Origin of the sequence: Bacillus sp. FSL R5-0712, from assembly GCF_038593285.1 — a bacterium.
In the GTDB taxonomy this organism is placed as follows: Bacteria; Bacillota; Bacilli; order Bacillales; family Bacillaceae; genus Bacillus; species Bacillus safensis.
Genome location: NZ_CP151981.1, coordinates 1,362,952 through 1,379,543 on the forward strand (window position 1 = coordinate 1,362,952; position 16,592 = coordinate 1,379,543).

The window sequence follows — 16,592 nt, forward strand, 5'->3', positions numbered from 1 at the left end:
TAAGGTGTGAAAGTAGATGTAGGGGTGATGAGATGTTTAAGAAACTTCAAGTGAGAATAGCTGTTTTCATCTCAGTTATTTTAATTTTAACCGTCGTGGCTGTTCAAGTGGGTTCTAACTTAGTGTTAAGACCACTGATTGAACGAGATGCAAAAACCACCGCAGCAGCAACGGCAGAAAGCATGAAAGACATTATTACAGAAAAGCTTGATAATTACGGCAATACAATTAATAAACTCGCAACAAGTACAATGACTGAAGAATTTGCGCGAAAACAAACCAAGCAAACATTGGCTTTTGAAAACGATGAACTAAAAAACATGCAGGAACAGGATAAGCTCATTTCGTTTGCCTATATTGGAACAAGTGACGGAAAAATGTTCGGCTTTCCGGAGTTCGATCTTGGCGAAGGATATGATCCATCGAAACAAGGCTGGTTTAAACAAGCAGCAGAAAAGCCTGATCAGGTCGTTTGGACAGATCCATATGTCGATGAAGCAACGAAAAAAGTGATTGTCTCAGCCACGAAGGCGATTGTCAAAAATGGAAAAGTCATTGGGGTCGCTGGACTTGATTTGAAGCTGTCGTCTATTCAAACGTATATAAATGAACAAGAGATTCCTTATAAGGGGACCGCTTTCTTAGTTGATGGCACAGGCACCCTTTTGGCGCATCCAACAGAGCAAGGAAAAAACATATCAAAGGTCCCTTCTGTGAAAAAAGCGCTTGACAACTCAGGTGTTGATGACAGCAAAGAACTGTCGGTTCTATCTAAAATCAAAGAAGCCGATTGGACGGTTGGTGTCAGCTTTGAGAAAAGTAAACTGCTTTGGATCACAGAACAAATGAATCAGACAAGTATCATTATATCCGTCATTGCCATTATTCTTGCGATAATCCTCAGCTTCTTATTGGCAAGAAGCATTACAACGCCAATCAAGCGTCTAATAGAGCATGTGCGTAAGGTGTCAGAAGGCGATTTAACAAGTACGCTTGCAGTGAAATCCCAAGATGAAATTGGTTCCCTCACGAAAAGCATTAATCAAATGACCGAGGATGTCAGGGAGTTAATTGAAAAAGTGAAAGGGGCTTCAGATCAAGTTGTGAAATCAGCGGATGAAGTGACCCACATTTCAAATGAGACTTTGCTGTCTAGCGAACAGATTGCAACGGCCATTCAAGAGGTGGCAACAGGAGCGACTAAGCAGGCATCAGATGCAGAAACGATTAATGAAAAATCAGAGTATTTGTATGAGAAAGTGCGCCATATGGGTGAGCTCGCTTCACAAATGCAAACCAACTCAAAATCATCTGAAGATGCAAGCTATAAAGGGCTTGACGCACTTGGTTTGCTCGTCCAAAAATCAACACAAGCGAGTGAAGAATCGAAAAAGGTTGAGCAAATGCTGCTAGACCTTGAGCATAAAACGAAAAATATTGAAAATGTCGTGACCGCCATCTCTGAAATCTCGGATCAAACGAATTTACTTGCACTGAATGCAAGCATTGAAGCAGCGAGAGCAGGAGAAAGTGGACGAGGATTTGCTGTAGTTGCAGAAGAAGTGAGAAAGCTTGCTGAACAATCTGCGCAGTCAACAAAACACATTAGTGAAACCGTCAAACTCATTCAAGATGAATCGAAGAAGGCGGCTGAAGCGATGACAACAGCAAGTAAAATGAATGAGGAACAAGGTGCCGCCATCAATGCAACCGGTGAGGCACTCAGCAGTATCACAATGGAAATGCAGGCACTTGTCGGTTCAATCGACAGCATTCATACACAGATTAATGAAATGACAGAAGAACAGCAGAAGATGAGTGACTCCATTCAAAGTATTGCTGCCATTTCAGAAGAATCTGCTGCCTCAGCTGAGGAAGTGCATGCGTCTACAGATGAACAAGTTCAAGTGTTAGAAAGAACGAAAACCTCAACTGAAATGTTGAACGAATCAAGCCAGGCACTGCGTCAGGCGGTTGATCGATTTAAGGTGTAATGAGCGGAAAGGAACCTTGCGATGTGAGCAAGGTTCTTTTTGTATGATAAAATAAACTAGAGGAGGTGTTGACATGGATGTCAATCTAACTGGAAAAAAAGCATTGGTAGCTGCAAGCAGTCAAGGTATCGGAAAATCGATTGCCTTTGCTCTAGCAAAAGAGGGAGCAGATGTGATGCTCTCGGGAAGACATGAACAGAAGCTGAAAGAAACAGTCAAGGAGCTGTCTCCGCTTGTCAAAGGACAGCTGACTTATCAAGTATGTGATGTATCTGACGCCGGGCAAATCAAGGCGCTTGTTCAAGCGGCGGCTGGTGATGAGAAGTGTCTAGACATTCTTGTGAACAATACAGGCGGGCCTAAAACAGGAACGCTCGACACCTTAACAGATGAAGATTGGATCGAATCATTTCAGCTTCATTTACTCAGCTATATTCGATTATTAAAAGAGGCATTGCCTTATTTGAAAAAACGCGGCGCACGTGTGTTAAATATTGCGTCAATGTCAGTGAAAGAACCGATCCCGGGCTTGATGCTGTCGAATACATTTAGACCGGCCATAGCCGGCTGGACAAAAACAGCCGCTCTGGAGTTTGCAAAGGATGGTATTTTGATCAATACGTTAGCACCGGGAAAAATTGAAACAGACCGTGTGAAACAGCTGGAGAAGCACCGCGCACAAAGAGAGAATCGAACGGTTGAAGAAATCAAAGCACAGGCTGAACGAGCGATCCCGCTTGGCCGTTACGGCCAGCCAGAGGAATTTGCAGCATATGCAGTGTTTCTTTTATCAGAAGCCAATACATATATGACAGGTCAAACACTGATCATTGATGGTGGATTGACAAAGTCTCTTTAAGGAGGAACAAGTGATGGCACAAATCAAAACAGTTGGTTTTATAGGAATCGGTGTAATGGGTCGCAGTATGGCAGGACATTTAATGGATGCAGGCTATGAAGTGATCGTTTATACAAGAACGAAAGCAAAAGCAGACGCATTGATTCAAAAAGGCGCATCATGGAAGCCGGCAGTAAAGGAGATTGCAGAAAGTGCAGATGCCGTCATTACAATGGTGGGATATCCATCTGATGTAGAAGAGATCTATTTAGGAGAAGATGGGCTTGTGGCACATGCCGCGCCAGGTACATATCTCATTGATATGACAACATCGAAGCCTCAGCTTGCAAAAGAAATTGAGTTGAAAGCGAAGGAAAGAGGTATATTTACATTAGATGCACCTGTATCAGGCGGAGACATAGGAGCCAAAAATGGCACGCTGGCCATTATGATCGGCGGAGAAAGGTCAGCCTATGAAGCCTGTCTGCCGCTATTTGAGCAAATGGGTGAAAACATTCAATATCAAGGACCGGCAGGAAGCGGTCAGCATACAAAAATGTGTAACCAAATTGCCATTGCAGCAGGAATGGTCGGTGTCGCAGAGGCAATGGCCTATGCCGAAAAATCAGGGCTTGATCCAGAGCAGGTGCTCAAAAGCATCACAACAGGTGCAGCCGGCAGCTGGTCTTTGTCAAACCTTGCACCAAGAATGCTGAAAGGCGATTTCGAGCCAGGGTTTTATGTGAAGCATTTTATCAAAGATATGGGCATTGCACTTGAAGAAGCAGAGCTGATGGGGGAAGAAATGCCAGGGCTCTCACTTGCGAAGTCCCTTTATGAAAAGCTGAGCGAACAGGGCGAAGAAAACAGCGGGACCCAGAGCATCTATAAATTATGGGTCAAATAGTTTGCAGCATCCTCAAAACAAACTAAAAACCTGTCCCAAATAGGGACAGGTTTTCTTGATATTATTTTCCGATGAATTGCTGCGTCCAGTAGTTGCCAGATTTCACATAACCAACACCGATATGTGTGTAGCTTTTGTTTAAAATGTTCGCTCTGTGGCCTTCACTGTTCATCCATGCTGTCACAACTTCTTGAGGAGATTTTTGACCTTGGGCAATGTTTTCACCTGCTGATTTGTAAGTGATACCGAATTGCTTCATTTGATCAAATGGAGATCCATAAGTTGGGCTTGTATGAGAGAAATAGTTTTTATCTTTCATATCTTGAGATTTTGCGCGAGCAGATTTGCTTAATTTAGAATCAACAGAAAGGGCCTTTAAGCCTTGTTTTGCACGCTCTTTATTTGTAAGCTCAACCACTTCTTTTTCAAATGCATTTAAGCTGCTGTCTGCTTTTGATGCCGTTGTGTCTTTTTGGTCAGCTTTTGTGTTGCTGTTGTTGTTTGTATTTTCTTTTGCTGGAGTGCTTGGTTTAGAAGCAGTTGGTTTTTTCACTGATTCTTGTTTTTGTTCTTGTTTTGCTTTGTTTACTTCTTTTACTACTTTTGTTCCTGTAACAGGTTGACCGCTTTTGATCAGTTTGTTTAATAGAGCTTCGATCTCTTTTTGATTCGACTTGCTTAGCTTGTTTACATCTGAAGAGATATGTAATTTTGCTGCTAGTGTATGAAGATCAATAGCTTGATGCTGTACATTTATTACTTGTTTCAGGTTAAGCTCCTTCGCATCAGCTGAATGTCCTCCAGTGAATGTGATGAGTGCAGCAGCTGTCAGCGCTGAAAAAAAGAATGATTTCTTCTTCATATTGTAACTCCTCCTAAAATCTTTGTTTTGTTTTCTCACAAAAAATCATAACATGGACTTTTTGTTATAAACGTACCAGCATCCTCCATTGACAATGCAAGTTTGTCATTTTTGTTAAAGTCATCGTAAGAGCCGCTTCATATCAAAGGATAGGGAATTCTTCCATTTAAAGAAAACGACATAAACATACCATTATTTTAAAGTGTTAGTATATTTTTTTGCAGATTAGGGATTGACAGCTTTTTTTCACTCGTTTCGCTGTAACAACTATTACAAAAGTGTTACAATAATGAGTGGTAATTGTAAAAGATTGAAAAGGATGAGAGGAGCTACATAAGTGGGAGAGAAACAGCATCAAGGTGCTGCCGAGCAAAAAAAAATCAAGCGCCGGAACGCCTGGAGAATTAATCTCTTTTTCTTCGCTGTATTTAGTTTATTTGCTGGACTTGTGATCAAGCTTGGTGTGCTGCAAATCGTCAATGGTGAAGATTATAAAAAGCAAGCCAACCGAACAGAGGTCAAAACAGCATCATACCCGTCTCCAAGAGGAAAAATGTATGACGCGAGAGGAAGAGTCGTCGTTGATAACGAAAGTGTACCTGCCATCGTTTATACATCAGAAAGCGGTGTGAAAGCGGAGGATAAGATTAAGGTAGCAAGAAAACTTGCGACTTATATAAAAATGGATACTGATTTTTTGAGAGAGCGTGACATTCGAGATTTTTGGCTGGCGAGCCATCCGAAAGAAGCGGATAAACTCATTTCAAAAGCGGAGAAAAAAGATATCGATGCAAAGGATGTCTATCCGCTTCAAGTAGAGCGTGTCCCAAAGAAAGAAGTCAAAGCGATCGAAAAGGATGCAGAGGAAAAAGCTGTTGCAGCGATCTACCGTAGATTTACAGGCGGATATGCCTTTGAGCCCCAAATCGTGAAGGCAATGAACCCAAACGAAGAGAAAAAAGGGAACGAAAAAGTGGCTTTACTCGATGAAACGAAAGAATCAAAACAAACTTCATCCGTAAGCCTGACATATGAAGAAATTTCACTTGTCTCAGAGCATCTTGATGAACTGCCTGGTGTGAACGTCATCAACGACTGGACAAGAAAATATCCGTATGAAAAGACCCTTTATAATGTACTTGGCGGTGTGACTACACCAGAGCAAGGAATCATTAAAGAGCGTGAAGATTACTATATGGCAAGAGGCTACTCGCGAAATGACCGGGTAGGGAAGAGCTATTTAGAATATCAATACGAGGATTTTCTAAACCCAGAGAAAGCGACCGTTCAATATACACAGGTTGGCGGGAAGCTGCTCGATGAAATCAAGCGGACAGAAGGACGAAGAGGACTTGATCTTGCGCTGACATTTGATATGGAGCTGCAAAAGGAAGTCGACAAAATCGTTGAATCAGAGCTTAGATCCGCCAGCGCGAGAAACTATATGATGGATCGTGCCTTTGTCGTCATGATGGACCCTCACACAGGGGATGTTCTCGCCATGTCAGGCAAGAAAATGGACGGCAGAGACGTCACAGATTATGCGATCGGAACATTTACGACCCAGTACGAAATGGGCTCTGTTGTCAAAGGAGCCACAGTACTTGGCGGTTATCAGGACGGGATGTCACACAACCAAGCCTATATGGATACACCGCTCTATTTTGCAGGGAGTAATGGAAAGCCGAAACAGTCTTACAAAGTTCTTGGATGGGTTAACGACATTCAAGCACTCCAAAAAAGTTCCAACGTCTACATGTTCCAAGTAGCGATGAGAATGGCGGGCATCACCTATCAAAAGGATGGACCGTTACCTGCAAGGCCTGAGCACTTACAAAAAATGAGAAACTACTATGCGCAATTCGGTCTTGGCGTGAAAACGGGGATCGATCTGCCGCAGGAATCAAGCGGGATGCAGACGCATCCTAAGACGGTCGGCGGACTCTTGCTTGATGAAGCAATTGGTCAGTATGACACGTATACACCGCTTCAAGTGGCACAATACATGTCAACGATCGCCAATGGAGGAAGCCGTATTCAGCCAAGAGTAGTGAAAAGTGTTCATCTTCCAACGAAGAAGGATGAAGTAGGCCCAGTCGTAAAAAAATATGAGCCGAAGGTGCTGAATACGATTAACAACTCGAAAGCAGATATTGACCGCGTAAAAACGGGACTGAAAATGGTCACATCAACAGGCGGAACTGCCGCTGGCCGGTTTGGTCAGCATGATGTCGCGGGAAAAACAGGTACAGCGCAAACGTTCTACTATGGTGCCAACCGCAGCTGGTGGGGAAATTCAACGTACAACTTAACCTTTGGAGGATATTATCCTTCTTCTAATCCAAAGGTGGCGTTTAGTGTCGTGACACCTTATGTCTCAGATAAGGATCCTGTTATTAAAAACATCCCGAGTAAAATTGTGGATAAGTACGTTGAATTACAAAAGAAATATGAAAAACAATAAACCGCAGGGAGCACAGCAGCAGAAAGTGCTCCCTTTTTGCTGAAAATATGGACGTTTCCCTCGATGACAGAAGGAAAATACGGGTTTTCTAGCGAATCTTTTTTATACATCAATCTAAGGACAACCCTAAAAAATGAAAAGGAGGGTCGGACGACGATGGAACAACAAATGAAAGATTCGAATCAATTGTATTCGAACATCGATTTACATGCCGTTCTTTCTTCTAATGGCCGCTTTCTCTACATTTCTTCCAACTGTAAGCAGCTTTTGCTCTATGAACAAAAGGATTTACTAGGGTGTTTTTTGAAAGACTTTGTTCATACCGAAGATCAATTTCTCGTCGAAAGTTATTTTTACAATCAGCACATGCTAGAGGTTTGCCACTTTAGACTGCTAAGAAGTGATCTGACAGCTGTATGGATCGAAGCAAGCATTGATTTTGTTGCTTGTGATGGGTTAGACAACGAAGTAAGTAGAGAAATGATCCTGAAAATGAGGGTGCTGGATACTGAGCCCCAAAAAGCAGCATTTCAAACAACATCAAACGTAGCAGAACAGTCGTTAGGCAGTCTGCCGGCTTTCCAAAATGTCGGTGAAGCTGAACAATTGATTGCCATGCTGCCAAATCCGTTATGTATTACGACTTTAGGGAAAATTGTGTATGCGAATGATGCAATGCTGCAATTAATGGGGGTAAGTGCAAGAGATGACATGATCGGCAAGTCCGCGTTTGATTTTATTGCTGAAGAGTACCATGACATTGTCAGAAGCCGAATAACAAGGCTGCAGCAAGGACTTCCAGTCGGAATGATTGAACAGATATGGAAGCGTCAAGATGGGAGCAGTATTCATATTGAGGTAAAGTCATCACCGACGATTTATCAAAATCAGCGGGCAGAGCTTTTACTGCTCGTGGACATCTCATCCCGTAAAAAATTTCAAACCGTTCTTCAAAAAAGCCGGGAGAGGTATCAGCTGCTCATTCAAAACTCCATTGATACGATTGCGGTCATCCATGATCACAAGTGGGTGTTTATGAATGAATCTGGCATTAAATTATTTGAAGCCGAGCATTACGATAAATTAATAGGAAAGGATATCTTTCATCAAATTCATTCCTGTGATCAGCAAAAGGTCAAAAAGAGTTTATCACGTATTATTGAAAGAGCATCAGATTCTGAGATTGTCACAATGAGCTGTCATACGTTTAAACATAAGCTGATTTATACAGAAATGGTCTGTATCCCAACTACATTTTTTGGAGAAACAGCGGTTCAAATTATTTTAAGAGATATCTCCGAACGTAAGCAGACAGAAGAGCTCATGCTCCGCTCTGAAAAATTATCGATTGCAGGCCAATTGGCGGCTGGCATTGCACATGAAATCAGAAACCCATTGACCGCCATCAAAGGCTTTTTACAGCTCATTAAACCGAAAACAAAAGATCGCGATCAATACTTCGAGATTGTTTTCTCTGAGCTGAGCCGAATAGAAATTATCTTGAGTGAGCTGCTAATGCTGGCGAAACCGCAGCAAACGTCCTCAATGCAGACGCTTGATTTGAAAAAAATCATCAGCGAAGTCACAGCCTTGTTAGAAACACAAGCGAACTTAAATGGCATTTTAATGAACACAAGTGAGATAGAGGAGGGTCTCCTGATGAACGGGGATCAAAATCAGCTCAAGCAAGTGTTTATCAATTTAATCAAAAATGCCGTAGAATCCATGCCGGACGGAGGAAAGGTAGACATCACAGCCAAAGCAGAAGGTGATGGAATACTTGTCACGATTCGTGATGAAGGGATCGGCATTCCTGAATCGGTGATGAAGCGGATTGGAGAGCCCTTTTTAACCACAAAGGAAAAAGGAACCGGACTTGGCCTCATGGTCACATTTAATATTTTAGAAAATCATAACGGGACGATCCGTGTGGATAGTCAGCCTGAAAAGGGCACCGTATTTCACATCATGTTTCCTGCAAAATAAAAACAACGGCAAGAGAGCCGTTGTTTCAATCTAGCGAATGAATAGAACGTTTTTCGAGTACAAATTGTTCTAGCCGGTCAAGTCCTTCTTTCAGCGTTTCAAGTGAATAAGCGTAAGACAGGCGCACATACCCTTCGCCGAGTGGAGAGAAAGCAGAGCCTGGTACGACCGCAAGTCTTGTACTTTCTAACAGCTCCATGCAAAAATCAAAGGAACTCATCCCAAACGATTCAATGGATGGAAAAATATAAAAAGCGCCAGAAGGTTTAATCACCGGAAGCCCCATAGAAATGAGCCGATCATATACATAATCGAGTCTTTTCTTATATTGCTCTCTCATGATCAGTGCATCATCCACACCATTTGTCACAGCTTCAAGTGCCGCCTTTTGTGAGACAGCCGAGGCACAAGACACGTTATATTGATGTACTTTTAATACATGTTTAGCAATTGGAGCTGAAGCAAATAAAAATCCAATTCTCCATCCAGTCATGCTATGAGATTTAGACAGTCCATTGATGACAATGGTCTGTTCTTTTAAGAAAGAGGCAATTGAATGATGCGGCCGGTCAAATGTCAGCTCGCTGTAGATTTCATCGGATAAAATAAAGATGTCTTTTCCTTCAAGGAGCTGGGCAATTTCTTTCAATTCTTCTTCTGAAAGCGTGACACCAGTCGGGTTTGAAGGGTAAGGAAGAACCACACACTTTGTCTTTTCCGTTAGCGCATCCTCAATCAGCTTGGCATTCAATTTAAAGCCGGCATTCGTTGTGTCAATATGTACGGGCATGGCACCGCACATTCGAATGATCGGTTCATATCCGGGGTATACAGGTCCAGGTAAAATGACCTCATCGCCTTCTGTTAAAATGGTTCGAAACGCAGCATCAATTGCTTGACTTGCACCTGTCGTCACAATGATTTCTGACTCTGCATCATAATCAAGATTCACTTTCTTCTTGATATAATGCTGGATCGCTTGTCTTAGCTCTAGGAAACCAGCATTGTGAGTGTATGAGGTGAAATTCTCGTCAATGGCTGCTTTGGCAGCTGTTTTGACATGATGCGGCGTATAAAAATCGGGCTGGCCTATCGTCAATGAAACGACATCTTCATATGACGATACGAGATTTGAAAATGTTCGAATGCCTGAAATTTCAATATCCTTTACTCTTGGATTCAGCAAATGCTCCATTTCTCATCACCTTAAAAATTTATGTTTTTATCCTATTTTACCATTCACTGCATAAATGTCACCTGCGAAAGGCACTGGATATCGTTATATGTAGTCTATTCTCCTATCCATCACCGCATGAGTGATATATTAAAGAAAGAGCAACATTTATTATAGCGTAACCTCAAGAGAAAATACAGGCTGTGATGAAGATGATTAGAAAACGGCAAAACTGCGTAAACTGAAAGAACGTGAGAATCAGGGTCATGGGAATTGCTTTCATAGACATACGATCTCCTAAAGGAGGACGATAGATGGAACAATCAGCGAAGACATCGAAAATCGCGTTTCTATCCGTGCTGAGCAACACATTTGTTGTCATCTTAAAAATCATTGTGGGTCTATTAACCGGATCTGTCGCGGTTTTATCAGAAGCCATTCATTCGTTTCTCGATTTAATGGCATCGTTTATTGCATTTATTTCTGTTCGTATTTCAAGAAAGCCAGCAGATTCTAAACATCCTTATGGACATGGAAAAGTCGAAAATATTTCTGGAACGATTGAGACACTGCTGATTTTCGTTGCTGGCATTTGGATTATATACGAATGTGTTCACAAATTAATGCATCCAGAGCCAGTCAAGCTGCCTGTGCTTGGCATTGTGGTCATGCTGCTAGGCGCGCTCATCAATTTTGTTGTATCGAGGGTTGTGAACAAAGAGGCTGAGCGAGTACATTCAGTTGCCATGAAATCAAATGCACTGCATCTTTTAACGGATGTGTTTACGTCATTAGGGGTGGCATTTAGTTTATTGCTTGTGGCATTAACCGACTGGTATTTCCTAGATCCGATCATTGGAATGGTTCTGGCCCTCTTTATTATGCGTGAAGCGTTTAAACTCATGAAGGAAGCCTTCCCGCCGCTTGTTGATGCTCGGTTAACACCAGAGGAAGAACAATCAATCGAAGCGATCATTCAAGGATTTAGTCAAGAATTTATTGAATATCATGACTTTCGAACAAGGCGGTCTGGTGCCGAGGAATATATTGATTTTCATTTGATTGTAGATGGAAAGACAACGATTGAAGATGTTCACCAATTATGTGATCGAATTGAAGAGAAGATTCAGCTGGAATTTCCGCATGCACAAATCTTTATTCATGTGGAACCTGAAAGTGAAAGAAGCGCACAAACGTAAAAAAGGCGATCAACCTATTCTCAGGTTGTATCGCCTTTTTTACGCTTCATCTATGAAATGAAATCAATATCCATAAGCAGTATCGTAGTCTTCATACCAAGAGATATAAGCTGTGTCATCATTTGACAAACCATGCTTCATATCTAAAAAATCAGCCTCGCAAATATCTTCAATTACAGTCATTTCGTTGTTCTTTAATAATACGACAGTTCCCATCATGAACACCTTTCTTTAAAAAATCCTTGACTATTGTACCATTTGAAGAATCATTGTCAACAGAAGAATGGAAACAAGACGAAAATATCACAAAATGTTAAAAAATCAGGAGGTAAAAGAACTAGAAGTGCCATGTTTTTCACAAATTTTCAGTATTTATTCACATAAATCGCTTAGATCAAACTGATCTAAAATGTATGTAAAAGTGTAAAGCTCCATTGATCTTGCTATATTCATAGGATATAATAACGAATGATTATAAGAAATTTATAGAAAACATACATAATAAAGGAGAAATAGGATGGAAACCAACATAACAGAACCACACATACAAGAAAAGAAGCATCCTGAGCTAGCAGGTGTAGGCTATCGTTTTCTTGCACACCTTTTGGACGGTATCATTATCGGCGTACCAATTGCATTTATCATGTTTATTTTGGCGTCAGTCTTTTTTATCTCAAGCCCAGAGGCAGCAATGATGATGGATGACGACAGTTATTACTATTCTTCAACCGTCATAACGGATGAGGAGTGGGAAGCTATTATGGGACTGATCTTTTTCTATATAGGGGCAATCTTGATGGGTACCGTGGTGACATGGCTTTATTACGCCATCATGGAATCATCAAAATTGCAAGGAACACTTGGAAAGATGGCTCTCGGCATCAAAGTAACAAAAGTCACAGGCGAAAAGGTCACATTCGGACGTGCAACTGGCCGCTTCTTTGCAAAAGGCTTTTTGTCTCCGATCTTATATATTGGCTATATCATTGCTTTCTTCACAGAAAAAAAACAAGCACTTCACGATTTGATTGCAAGTACCATTGTTGTGAAGAAATAATGAAAAAAGCACCTCTGCTATATGGTAAGAGGTGCTTTTTTTCATAGATCGATCGTATGGAAGAGGGAAACAGCACATAAAATAGAATGATAGTGAAAAATGAGGCAGGGAAGGGAGACAATCGATTGAGAACAGGAAAAAAGACCGCACAGAAAAAAGGGGCAGGCTTTGGGCTGTTTTTGACAGCACCTGTGCTGGCCTGGGCGTTGTATGATTTTGCAAATACGATCTTTTCATCAAATATGATCACCATTTTCTTCCCATTTTACTTGCAGGAAACGATCGGGGACAGTGCGAGAATGGACCAGATCGCCAGCACCTTTATTTCTTATGCAAACGCACTAGCCAGCTTTTTTCTCGTCATTTTTACACCTTTATACGGAGTGCTGATTGATCGTACAGGGAAAAAGAAACGCTACATTACGGTGTTTACGTTCATATGTATTGCTTGTACGTTGTTGATGGGGATTTTTGCTGGGATTGATTTCTCAAGTGAATGGTTTGGGCTGCCTGTTTCTTTATTAGTCGTGGTCACTTTGTTTGTGATCGCAAAGTTTTTTTATCATTCTAGTCTTGTTTTCTATGACACCATTTTGCCTGATCTTGGGACAAAGGAAGAAATCCCGCTTATTTCAGGATTTGGTATCGCCGTTGGCTATTTAGGAACACTTGTCGGTCTCTCTGTTTATTTACTTGTCGGCAATGACCAGTTTCATGAAGCATTTATTCCGACAGCTCTTTTATTCCTTCTCTTTTTTCTACCCTTTCTCTTTTTTGTAAAAGATCCTCATCCGCTGCCTCAGCGAGAGAAAAAGGCGTCTTTTTTCAGCGGGTATAAAGAGATTATTCACACGTTTAAAGAGATGAAAAAGTACAAGCCAGCTTTTATCTTTATGATTGCTTTCTTTTTTATGAATGATGCTTTACAAACAGCGATTGCGATGATGGCTGTTTATGCCAAAATCATCATTGGCTTTACCGCTGGGCAATTTATTTTGCTCTATCTTGTGTCGACCATTTCAAGTATCATTGGCTCCTTTCTGTTTGGATATATCACAAAAGCGATAGGGGCAAAGCGATCGATTACAGTCGTGTATGTCATTTTAATTGTGGCGCTCATTCTGGCTGTGACAGCGGCAACCGAATGGGTCTTCTGGATAGCGGGCAGTTTATTCGGGATTTCACTTGGCGCAAGCTGGGGGGCATCACGAATCTTGATTATTGAACTGACACCGAAGGAAAAGCGAGGACAGTTTTTTGGCCTCTTTGCATTCTCAGGGAAGGTGTCTTCCATTATCGGGCCGATCATTTATGGCTCAGTTACCCTGCTGTTTGCAGAGCACGGAAATCTCGCAAGCCGCCTTGCACTAGGGTCTTTGCTCATCCTTGCAGCGATAGGACTTGTGATTCATCAATTCGTTCGAGAGAAAGCGTAAAGAAACGTCAACTTTTTACCTATGCTGCCGATATAAAAAGTACAATCTTATATTGAAGAATAGAGGGATTTCCGTGGCTTTAAACAAACAAGAAATTTTACTTGACTCTGGTACCAATGAATTGGAAATTGTGAAGTTTGAAATTGGTGCAAATCAATTCGGCATTAACGTCATGAAAGTAAGAGAAATCATTCAGCCGGTTGAGGTGACGGTTGTACCGCACTCTCACCAAGATGTAGAAGGGATGATTAGTTTACGAGGCGAGATTTTACCAGTCATCAATCTATTTTCCTTTTTTAATGTCGAGTCAGATCAGTCAGAACAAGAGAAATATATTGTGACTGAATTCAACCAACGGAAATTTGTGTTCCATACAGGAACGGTATCACAAATTCACCGCGTCAGCTGGGAAGAGATTGAGAAGCCGACTGCACTCAATCAAGGGATGGACCGTCATTTAACGGGCATCATTAAGCTTGATGAAAAAATGATTTTCCTTCCAGATTACGAAAAAATCATTTATGATATTGAATCCGCTTCTGGTGTTGATACGTATCATATGTTTGACGGTGAGAAAGACGAGAGAAGAACAGGGAAGAAACTGTATGTCGTTGAAGATTCTCCGCTTCTCATGCGTTTATTAACAAATGAATTAACCGAAGCAGGCTATAAAAACATTGTGACCTTTGAAGATGGCAAACAGGCATATGATCATGTCATGGACCTTGTCAGCAAAGGAATCAGTGTCACAGAAGAAATTGATATGATTATTACGGATATTGAAATGCCTAAAATGGATGGCCACCGGCTAACAAAACTGCTGAAGGACAATCCTTTAACAAATTCCATTCCGATTCTTATTTTCTCTTCGTTAATCACTGAAGATTTGCGTCATAAAGGGGAAACGATCGGGGCAGATGATCAAATCAGTAAACCAGAAATTCATCAGCTGATTGAAAAAGTCGATCATTTTATTATCTAAACTAAAAAACCACTCGGTATGAGTGGTTTTTTCTGTTTAAAAATAACTTTCCCCGAGACGTTTGAAGACGGGCTTTGTGTAATGTGATTTTTGTTTTGTGGCGGCAGGTTTTTCTTTTAAACCGACATACGTTTGAAGTATTTGCTTTGCTCGGTTTAATGACATATTCGCTTTCGGATTGCGATATGATTGATTTAAATTTCCTAAGTGTGGCAAAAATTCGAAGTCTTCTTTCGTTGGTGGCAGGTGAAAATAATAATCTCCAATTTCAATCAGCACGTCGGACTGTTGTTGACTATACTTGGGATTGTTAGAGAAATGTAGGCCCACTTTTCTTCCTTTACCTTCTTGCAATAGTTTTTGCAGCGCGCGTTTTTTCAAAAGATAAAGAAACTTGGGGTTTGGTGCGGTTTTAGCATGGCGGTTAACAGTATAAATGGCTTTTGCGATGTTTTCTGCTGTAGGTTCTATGTCTTTAGTATGAGCATAATCGTCCATTTTTTCTCTCCTTTGTCTTTCGTCTTCCTGTGCTTAGTATAAATTATACGTTTTTATTAGTAAATTGCAAATAGAGTTATTGTAAAAAGCGATGGGATTCTCATCGCTTGTATTTACAATTGCCATTCATGATAGGTCTAAAACACCTTCTGCTTTTTAGTAAACAAGCTATCTGCCATCAGTTTTCCTCTACCTGTTTTATTTGGAGAAGATCCAGCTGTTTTAATTTTCTATATGCTAAAGGTGTCGTATTTTTTATTCTTTTAAACAAATTGATAAAATAGCTTGTGCTGTTGAAGCCTACTTGGTAAGCGATTTCTGTGATAGTGAAATCCGTTTCTTGAAGCAGGATGAGGCTTTGCTGAATTCTATATTCATTTACATAATGCATAGGTGATTTCTTTAAAATGTCTTTGAAGGATCTGCAGCATTCTGAGCGGCTAAGCTGTCCTGCACGAGCAATATCTTGGAGAAGGATCTTTTCATGATAATGCTGATGAATCCATTTCAGCATGTGTTTCATCCGTTCGTTTTTATCGTGTTTACGCGCATCATGTTTCATTTGGAAGCCATTTTGTAATAAGCTTTTCCAAATGGTGATGAGCTGAATATTGAGTTCAAGTTCATAATAGACTGGAGTTTCATCAATTAATTGTTGAATGGTTTGAATACATTGATAAATATGTTTAGGCCAGTGATCTTTTTGGTTGAGTAAAATATAAGCTGTCTGGCTCGCATGCATATAAGGATGGACAAAAGTGGTGAATAATTCATTCGCTGTGATGAAGTAGGGAGAGACATTTAAACAAACATAAGTACATGCCGTCCCATTCGCATCTTTTGCCATGTGCAGGCAGCCACTATTGATGAAAATGCCATCTCCTTGCTTTACATATAATGTCTCTTCATTGATATGAAATTCAGCCTCACCCTCTAAAATAAAGACAAATTGAAACTCGTCATGCCAGTGAAGAGGAATATAGCCGCTTCTATGATGACGAATCTTCGTATGATAAAGAGCAATAGGCCATGCTGTCGTGGAATGCTCCGTTAATTCTTTCAGGTTGCAGTCAATCAGAAAATGATGGTTGTGCATAATTCTCCTCAATATTCTTTTATTTTTATGTTCAATTAATATATCAATATGTAACAAAGTGAACTACTATCAACTATATTATCATGATTTGTTAAGAAT

At 40.8% G+C, this 16,592-nt stretch carries 14 protein-coding genes; 9 read left to right on the plus strand and 5 right to left on the minus strand.

The features are described from left to right. The first annotated feature begins 32 nt into the window (after positions 1-32). The 3 genes from NSU11_RS06770 to NSU11_RS06780 all read left to right on the plus strand — a co-directional run bounded on the left by NSU11_RS06770 (position 33) and on the right by NSU11_RS06780 (position 3,739). Positions 33-1,994, plus strand: coding sequence for a methyl-accepting chemotaxis protein (locus tag NSU11_RS06770; RefSeq protein ID WP_171464187.1), 1,962 nt, complete (start codon positions 33-35; stop codon positions 1,992-1,994). 73 nt (positions 1,995-2,067) lie between these two features. After that, positions 2,068-2,853 (plus strand): SDR family oxidoreductase, encoded by a 786-nt coding sequence (locus NSU11_RS06775; protein ID WP_041106064.1) that lies wholly within the window; start codon positions 2,068-2,070, stop codon positions 2,851-2,853. Between the two features lie 13 nt (positions 2,854-2,866). Then, a complete protein-coding gene (locus NSU11_RS06780) occupies positions 2,867-3,739 on the plus strand; it encodes an NAD(P)-dependent oxidoreductase (protein WP_024426850.1) in 873 nt (290 codons plus the stop codon). 61 nt (positions 3,740-3,800) lie between these two features. Here NSU11_RS06780 and NSU11_RS06785 read toward each other — a convergent pair whose 3' ends face one another. Continuing rightward, positions 3,801-4,601, minus strand: a complete 801-nt coding sequence (locus tag NSU11_RS06785) for a CAP domain-containing protein (protein WP_041108781.1) — start codon at positions 4,599-4,601, stop codon at positions 3,801-3,803. Between the two features lie 337 nt (positions 4,602-4,938). Between NSU11_RS06785 and NSU11_RS06790 the strand changes: the two genes are divergently transcribed. Together NSU11_RS06790 and NSU11_RS06795 are read left to right on the plus strand one after the other, a co-directional pair. Next, the gene (locus NSU11_RS06790; protein ID WP_185854366.1) at positions 4,939-7,065 is read left to right on the plus strand and encodes a penicillin-binding protein 2; all 2,127 of its coding nucleotides are present in this window, start codon (positions 4,939-4,941) and stop codon (positions 7,063-7,065) included. A gap of 156 nt (positions 7,066-7,221) precedes the next feature. Further along, on the plus strand, positions 7,222-9,051 hold the full coding sequence (locus NSU11_RS06795; RefSeq protein WP_034623336.1) for a PAS domain-containing sensor histidine kinase: 1,830 nt from the start codon (positions 7,222-7,224) through the stop codon (positions 9,049-9,051). A 25-nt stretch (positions 9,052-9,076) separates the two neighbouring features. Here NSU11_RS06795 and NSU11_RS06800 read toward each other — a convergent pair whose 3' ends face one another. Beyond that, on the minus strand, positions 9,077-10,246 hold the full coding sequence (locus NSU11_RS06800) for an aminotransferase A (RefSeq protein ID WP_024426854.1): 1,170 nt from the start codon (positions 10,244-10,246) through the stop codon (positions 9,077-9,079). A gap of 293 nt (positions 10,247-10,539) precedes the next feature. Between NSU11_RS06800 and NSU11_RS06805 the strand changes: the two genes are divergently transcribed. Continuing rightward, positions 10,540-11,424 carry a cation diffusion facilitator family transporter gene (locus NSU11_RS06805; RefSeq protein WP_024424706.1) on the plus strand — a complete coding sequence of 295 codons (885 nt, stop codon included), beginning with the start codon at positions 10,540-10,542 and terminating at the stop codon, positions 11,422-11,424. A gap of 63 nt (positions 11,425-11,487) precedes the next feature. Here the strand turns inward: NSU11_RS06805 and NSU11_RS06810 are convergent, their stop codons facing one another. Then, on the minus strand, positions 11,488-11,640 hold the full coding sequence (locus NSU11_RS06810; RefSeq protein ID WP_162842519.1) for a hypothetical protein: 153 nt from the start codon (positions 11,638-11,640) through the stop codon (positions 11,488-11,490). Positions 11,641-11,941: 301 nt separating this feature from the next. Between NSU11_RS06810 and NSU11_RS06815 the strand changes: the two genes are divergently transcribed. From NSU11_RS06815 to NSU11_RS06825, 3 genes are all read left to right on the plus strand, one after another. Beyond that, positions 11,942-12,481 (plus strand): RDD family protein, encoded by a 540-nt coding sequence (locus NSU11_RS06815; protein WP_024424707.1) that lies wholly within the window; start codon positions 11,942-11,944, stop codon positions 12,479-12,481. A gap of 125 nt (positions 12,482-12,606) precedes the next feature. Further along, a complete protein-coding gene (locus NSU11_RS06820) occupies positions 12,607-13,917 on the plus strand; it encodes an MFS transporter (RefSeq protein WP_034281575.1) in 1,311 nt (436 codons plus the stop codon). A gap of 73 nt (positions 13,918-13,990) precedes the next feature. Continuing rightward, a complete protein-coding gene (locus NSU11_RS06825; protein WP_024424709.1) occupies positions 13,991-14,899 on the plus strand; it encodes a chemotaxis protein in 909 nt (302 codons plus the stop codon). 36 nt (positions 14,900-14,935) lie between these two features. Here NSU11_RS06825 and NSU11_RS06830 read toward each other — a convergent pair whose 3' ends face one another. Next, entirely contained in the window at positions 14,936-15,397 is a 462-nt protein-coding gene (locus NSU11_RS06830; RefSeq protein ID WP_008356877.1) for a YkyB family protein, read from the minus strand. A 178-nt stretch (positions 15,398-15,575) separates the two neighbouring features. Beyond that, positions 15,576-16,493, minus strand: a complete 918-nt coding sequence (locus tag NSU11_RS06835) for an AraC family transcriptional regulator (protein WP_024424710.1) — start codon at positions 16,491-16,493, stop codon at positions 15,576-15,578. Between the last annotated feature and the right edge of the window lie 99 nt (positions 16,494-16,592).